Annotated in this window: 2 protein-coding genes; both read right to left on the bottom strand. The window is 67.7% G+C overall.

What is annotated here, in order from left to right; genetic code table 11:
* Window positions 1-73 precede the first annotated feature (73 nt).
* Window positions 74-1,258, bottom strand: a complete 1,185-nt coding sequence (locus JX325_RS11595) for a lactate dehydrogenase (protein ID WP_243414061.1) — start codon at window positions 1,256-1,258, stop codon at window positions 74-76.
* Entirely contained in the window at window positions 1,255-6,039 is a 4,785-nt protein-coding gene (locus JX325_RS11590; RefSeq protein WP_204791275.1) for a nicotinate-nicotinamide nucleotide adenylyltransferase, read from the bottom strand. The genes JX325_RS11595 and JX325_RS11590 overlap by 4 nt, the downstream gene beginning before the upstream one ends.
* Between the last annotated feature and the right edge of the window lie 278 nt (window positions 6,040-6,317).

Here is a 6,317-nt window from a genome sequence, read left to right as displayed (position 1 = left end):
GCGTCTCCCCCAGCCGCCCGGCCAAGGGGCCGGAGACGATGGTCAATTCCCGTTCCATAGCACCCTCCTGCCGTCAGGAAATTTCATGAAGGGCCCGCTCCGTCTCCCTGAGGCGGTCAAACAGGGCGTCCGGCAGCTCCAGGGTTTCCAGCTCCAGGCCGTAAGGCGTGAAGCGGTTTTTGCACCCGAACCACACGCCCCCCAGGGGCACCGAGGAGCAATGCCACTCCCCCCGCAGAGCCAGGAGAAGCTGCATGGCCCCGGAGGAGATGGCGGGGGCCACATAGGGCTTGAAGCCCAGGTCACGGATGCGGAGATTGGCCTCCAGCGTCAGCTGGGTCAGCTCCCGGGATAATGCGTCGTCGTAGTGCTCCACAGAGTTGGCGACGACGAGGCCCTGCCCGTGGGGGCCGAAGGTCCGGCCCTGGGTGAGGAAGGAGGCGAAGCGGGGGTCCCGCCTGGCAAAGTACGCCGCCCGGGCGTTCATCACCCCCAGGCCGAAGCCCTGGATCTGCTCGGGAAGGAGGCCCAGGTGGTCCAATTCTCCGCCGGGGCCGGTGTTGGAGGCCCGCCACACCGCCCGGCACAAGGGGTCCACCGGGTCGCTGAGGACGATGAAGAGGCCCCGGAAGCCCGCCTCCCGGGCCTGCCGGGCGAAGGACTCCGCCAGGGGGCGGTTGGCCTCCAGCTGGGCCATGCGCACATCCTCCACGGCGCTGCCCACGGGGGGGATGGCCTTGGCTGCGGCAAAGAGGAACACGTCGCAGTCGAAGAGCCCCTTCGGCCCTACAGCTTCCACCTCCGGCAGGGCCTCATAGTCCCAGGGCCAGGCGATTTGTCCCATTTCCGTTACCCAGCGAGCCACGGTGTTTTCGTTCAGGTCGCAGATGCCAACGGCGGAAATCACGTCCCCGCCCAGCAGCTTCAGGGCCAGGAGCAGGGCGGACCCCACGTCCCCCACGGCCAGGAGGTGGACCCGCTTCTTCCCGGGCCTGGGGGTCACGAAGTCCAGGGCCACCTCGTGCCGGGGATGGAGCGCGTTGACGGCGGTGAGCCGCCCCGCCGCCAGGGCGGCGCGCTGCTTTTCCGTCAGGGCCGGAGCCTCCCCCAGCCGCCGGGGGTCCAGCCAGGCGGCGCCCGCCGCTTCCCCGCTGAGCTGCCGGGGGTCCGTCACCCTCCAGGCGGCGGGCTCCAGGGCGGGATCACGTTCCGATTTGTATAAAAAGCGTTCCGTTATACCTATAGTATCTCTCATCATTTCAGAAGCTCCCGCATCCGGTCCAGCTGCCTCAGGTCGCTTTCCAGGCACACGGAGGCGGAGAGGTTGGGGTCATAGCGCAGGGCGGCCCCCTTGTCGGGGCTCAGGGGCAGGATCACCGCCTCGCTGAGCCGGGAGAGGGTCAGGTTCCGGGAGAAGCGCTCCCGATAGGCCCGTTCCAGGGCCAGCAGGATCTCCCGGCTGTTTTCAATGCAGGTCCGGGAGAAGCGGAATACCGCCTCCCGTCCGCAGCTGCGGTAGAACCGGGGGAAGGCGTAGGGCAGAATCAGGTTCACCGCCGGGGTCAGCCCGGGGACGGAGACCATGCCCTTGTCCACGGCGTCCCCGCCGATGAAGGGATACATGGTGGACTCCACAAACCAGGCCCGGAGGTCCGGGACGAAGTAGACGCTGTCCACCTTCCGCCCCCGGGCGGCCATCAAATCCCGGCCCCTGCCGGAGAGGAGGCCCACAACGCACCGGTCAATGTCCAGCTCCTCCCGCCGGAAGAGGGGGTCCAGGACGTTCATGCGGTTGCCGGTGTGGAGCAGGTCATCCNCCAGCATGACGGGGCGGCGGAAGGAGCGGATGGTCCGGATCTGGCTTTCCAGGGGGGCGTAGCCCGGGAAGGGGGCGATGGAGAAGGAATGGAGGTCCGGGGCGAAGACCTTGTCGGTGTGGATGGTTTTCGTCACGGTGTTTGGCACGGCGTTGCCCCGGAGAATCTTGCCGAAGGGCACGCACATCTTGGGCCCCAGCACCCGGGGGGTCTTGGGCTCGGCGGGGACGCCGTTTTCCTCCGTCAGCTTTCGGACCAGGCGGTGGTAGATGACCTCGGCGTTGAGGGACAGCACCAGCGTTCCGGGATAGAGGCCGCACACCGCCTCCTGAAGGCGGAGGTGGGCCGCCCCCATGGCCGCGAGCACCTGCTTATCCGAGGCGAAGGGCTCTTTCAGCGTGGTGGAGATGTTCTGCACCAGCACCGCCGGGGACCGCATGTCCACCAGCAGCAGCGGCTCCGGCGTTTCCAGGTCCGCCGGGACGAAGCCCTGGCGGCAAAGCATCTCCCGGCCCGCCGGGTCCAACCGGCCCCACCAGACGGCGTAGCCGCAGTCGTCCTCCGCCGCGCGGGTCAGCACCTCCGTCAAAAGGAGCTGGCCCGCGTCGTAGTTCCCCCCGGGGGCCTTGACGGTCCAAAGGCCCGTCAGAAGCTGAAGCCGCCCCGCCGTCCGGGTGCGGACAACGTTGGCCAGCTCCTCGCTGCCGAAGGCGTTGTACAGCTCCCCGGAGTTGAGGATGCGGGTGGTGAGAAAGCCCAGAATCCGGGGCCGGGGCCCGGAGGCCCGGAGGAGGAAGACGCTGTCCCGCGGGTCCGGGGGCGGCAGGGGGCCCAGGGCCTCCTCCAGCTCCGCCCACAGCGCCGGGCCCGGGGAGGCGATGCGGTCGAAGTCCAGAAGGCTTGCCCGGACCAGCTGCTTATACTGGGGTTCCCGGAGGTAGAGGCCGTTCCGGTAGATGAGGTCCTGCACCGTGGGGTCCACCAGGTTGGACACGTCCCGGCCCAGGTCGATGTTCTCCCGGATGCGGGTGGAGCTGATGTCCTCCAGGTGGGTGGGCAGCTGGAGCTGGACCACCCGGCCGCGGATAGCGGAGAGGTCCGCCTCGATCTCCCGGCCCTCCGCGTCGCTGGAGCGGCGGAAGACAATGTGGTTCAGGGAGTGGACGGAACCCTCGCTGGGGGGGGCCTTATAGGAAGAGGCATTGGCCACCACGTCGGAGCCCACCACCAGATAGAGGTCCCGGCCCGCGAAGACCTGCCGCAGGCGGAGGAGATCCTCCGGCGTGGCCAGGTTCACGGGGATGTCGTGGGGGAAGAGGTACACATCGAACTCGTCCGCCACGGACATGCTGACAATCTGCCGCCGGATGAGGGAGGGCTGGGCCTTCTTGGACCAGGAGAACTCGTCCACGGCCAGGTAGACCTCCATCCCCAGGTCCCGGATGGCGGTGACGATGCCCTTGTGGGAGAGGGAGAAGGGGTCGAAGGTGCCGGGGAAGAAGGCGGCGGCCTTGTCCCGCCACTCGAAGCGGAAGGGCCCGCTCTCAATGCGGTGCCTCACGGCGAAGCGGTAAATGTGGGACAGGGCGGCGGCGGTGTGGAAGAAGGTCAGCTCGCCCCCCGGCTGCTCACCGATGAGGAAGAGGAGCTTTTTCGCAACCAAGGTGAAAAGGCCGGTCTTGTCCTGATAGCACAGGAAGGGGGAGGCGAACAGCCCCTCGCCCAAAACCCGCAGGGCCTCCTGCCGCACCGGCTCCATGCAGGAGGCCAGGCCCTTGAGAAGCAGGCCCGCCAGCGTCCGGCGGCGGCGCTCCAGGGCCTCCTCCGGCTCGTGGAAGCGCTTTGCGTAGACCCGGTAGTGCTCCAGCAGGGACCCCACGGTCCCCAGGGCCCCGGCGGCCACGCTGGCGCTGGAGGAGGAGAGGAAGCGGAGAAGCTCGCCCAAAATCTCGTCCAGCTCCCGGGGGGTGAGCCACAGGAGGAACTGGCCCAGGTACGGGGGAATGTACTGGGAGATCTCCGACTGGCCGGTTTCCAGGGCCTCGCACAGCTCCACGGCCACCTCGTTGCGCCGTGGGGGCGTCAGCATGGGGGCCACGNCCAGCAGGGCGCTGCCCGCAAGGCGCCGGACCACCACGTTTTCGCTGACCTTCATGAGGTTGGAGAAGTGGGCGGCGATATGGAGGGCGGCTTCCCCCTCCCCCCGCCGGGCCTGGTCCAGCAGGTACTCCACGCCCACGGCCTTCAAAACCCAGGGCGTGGCGGTTTTCAGGTTGTCCAGGAACACGCCGCCCGCGGCCTCCCCCTGGTCCAGCAGGGCCAGAAGACCGGATACGTCCAGCCCCAGCAGCTTCCCCAGCCGGGACTGGAGGTAGAGCAGGGGGACGGAGGCGGAGCAGTCCGCCGCCTCCACCGCCCGGGCCACGGCCTTTCGCTGGGGGGAATCCTCCTCCAGCACCGGAAGAAGCCGGCGGCCCAGGCGCATGGCGGCGGCCTTCTGGGGGGCCTCCCCGGTTTCCAGCCACCAGGCGGCGTAGTCCGCCAAATGGGCGGCGTCCCGGGGGGAAATCCGCTCCATAGGCAGATTCAGCGCCGTGTTCATCAGAGCGAAGGCCCCTTCCGCGTCTTCGGCGGCGGGGTTTTGGTAGTGGCGGAAAAGAAGCTCGGAAAAGCGGGGGAAGTCCCGGTCCGAGCAGCCGCCCAGCAAGGCGTCCGCCGCCGTCTTGGCCTGGTAGCGGATCATGCTGATCTGCCGGGGGGTCAGGCGGCGGTCCGGGTGAATGAGCTTTTCCAGGTACTCCGCCCAAAGCTCAAAGGGCCGGTCCTCCTGGGGGCTGGGGGCCGCGCCCTGGGGCAGCTCCTTGCGGTAGCCGGAGAGGAACTTGGAGAGAATCCGCCCCATCAGCCCCGCCGCCTGGCGGCGGATGTCCCCGTCGGGCTGGAGCAGCAGCTCATAGAGGAATTCCAGGGTCTGCTCCTTCTGCTCCACGGTCCAGTAGNTGAAGTACTCCCGGAAGACGGACACATAGGCCCGGATGCGCCCCGGGTCCTTCTCGCCCCGCGCCGCCTCCAGGGTGCCCACGAACAGCCGCTCCCGGCTCAGACGGTGCATGAGGCGGATGTTGTGGTCCACCGCCGTTTGCCGCAGGCCCAGGACCACCTCGTCCTCGTCCATCAGNGAGGGGTCCTTCCGGGGCAGNAGCGGGCCCCCGGCGGTTTCCAGGGTCACGTCCGCGCCGAAGCTTTGGAGATAGCTCTCGAAATCCCGGAGCTTCACGTATACATACTCGTACCGCCGCCGCTTGGCGGCGTCCACGTTGTCCAGCTTGGAGAGGATCACGTCAAAGGCGTCCGCCAGGGAGAAGAGCTTTGCCGTCTCCCCGCCGCCGGGGAGGCGCTCCTGCTTCACCCGGAAGTCGGCGTAGACCAGAACCAGCGACTCGGAGGAAAGGTTTTCCAGCTCCAGGTCCCAGACGGAGTGGTTCGCGGCGATGCGCCCGAGGGCCCCCAGGCCCCTCCAGGAAAACCACTGGTCCGTGTAGTAATAGTGGAGGTAGGGCACCCGCTCCCCGGGCCTGCAGCCAAACTTTCNGATGTCGTGGCCCGCGGCGGCGGCGGAGATGAGCCCCAGGTCGATCTTCCCGCCCCCGGCCTTAAAGGCCCGGGAGACCGTCATGGACACATGGTGGACCCCGGCGATGTGCTCGNAGGTGCGGAAGGGGGTCACCTCCCGGCCCAGGCGGAGGAGCTCGTAGACATACTCCTCCCGCCAGCGGCGGAGGAATTGGCGGTAGTCCGCCGCCACGGCACTGGATTTCAATTCCTCTTCCGTGCAGAAGGCGAAGTCCAGCCAGAAGTCAAAGGGCAGGGCCTCCCGCTCCGCGTCGAAGAGGGTCCGCAGGAATTGAAGGAAGCACAGGGCCCCGTCCCGCTGGGCGGGNGTGTGGTCCGGGTCCGCCTGGGGATAGAGAAGGGAGACCGCCGTCCGGTAGGCGCAAAGGGCCCAGCCCTCCCCCGGCTCCGGGGCCAGGCCGTCCAGAACGGGGCGGAAGGCCCCCAGGGCCTTTTCACAGGAAATCCGCTCCTCGATGGGCGCCAGGGGGGCCAGCAGGGCGGGCCAGTCCAGGTCCTCAAACAGGGCCTCCGCCCGGGGGCGGGCCAGCTTTTGCAAAAACGCCTCCTCTTGAAAGGCGCGGGTCAGGTTCAGGCAGAGCTGTTCCATGGGTTCCTCCGTTCCGCCCGGAGAGGGCCGGTGGTTTTTGATAGGGACAGTATACCGCAGTTGACCGCCGGGGGGAANGGGGAAAGGAAAAAAAGCCGCCTCCCGGCCAGGAGGCGGAACGGAAACTGCCGGAGGGACTATTGTTCCGGGGACCCGGCGTCCTCTCCCTGGGAGATATTATTTTCGAGCTCAAAGCTCGGAAATAAGAAGCTGTACCAATAGGCTAAAACCGCTTGAGTAAAGTGCTGAAAGCAGCAATGGTGCAAACAGCTTGTGCA

The organism is Oscillibacter sp. CU971 (assembly GCF_905219725.1).
Taxonomy (GTDB): Bacteria; Bacillota; Clostridia; order Oscillospirales; family Oscillospiraceae; genus Oscillibacter.
Note: the sequence above shows the minus strand (reverse complement) of the source record. Positions and strands in the feature narration are given on the sequence as shown.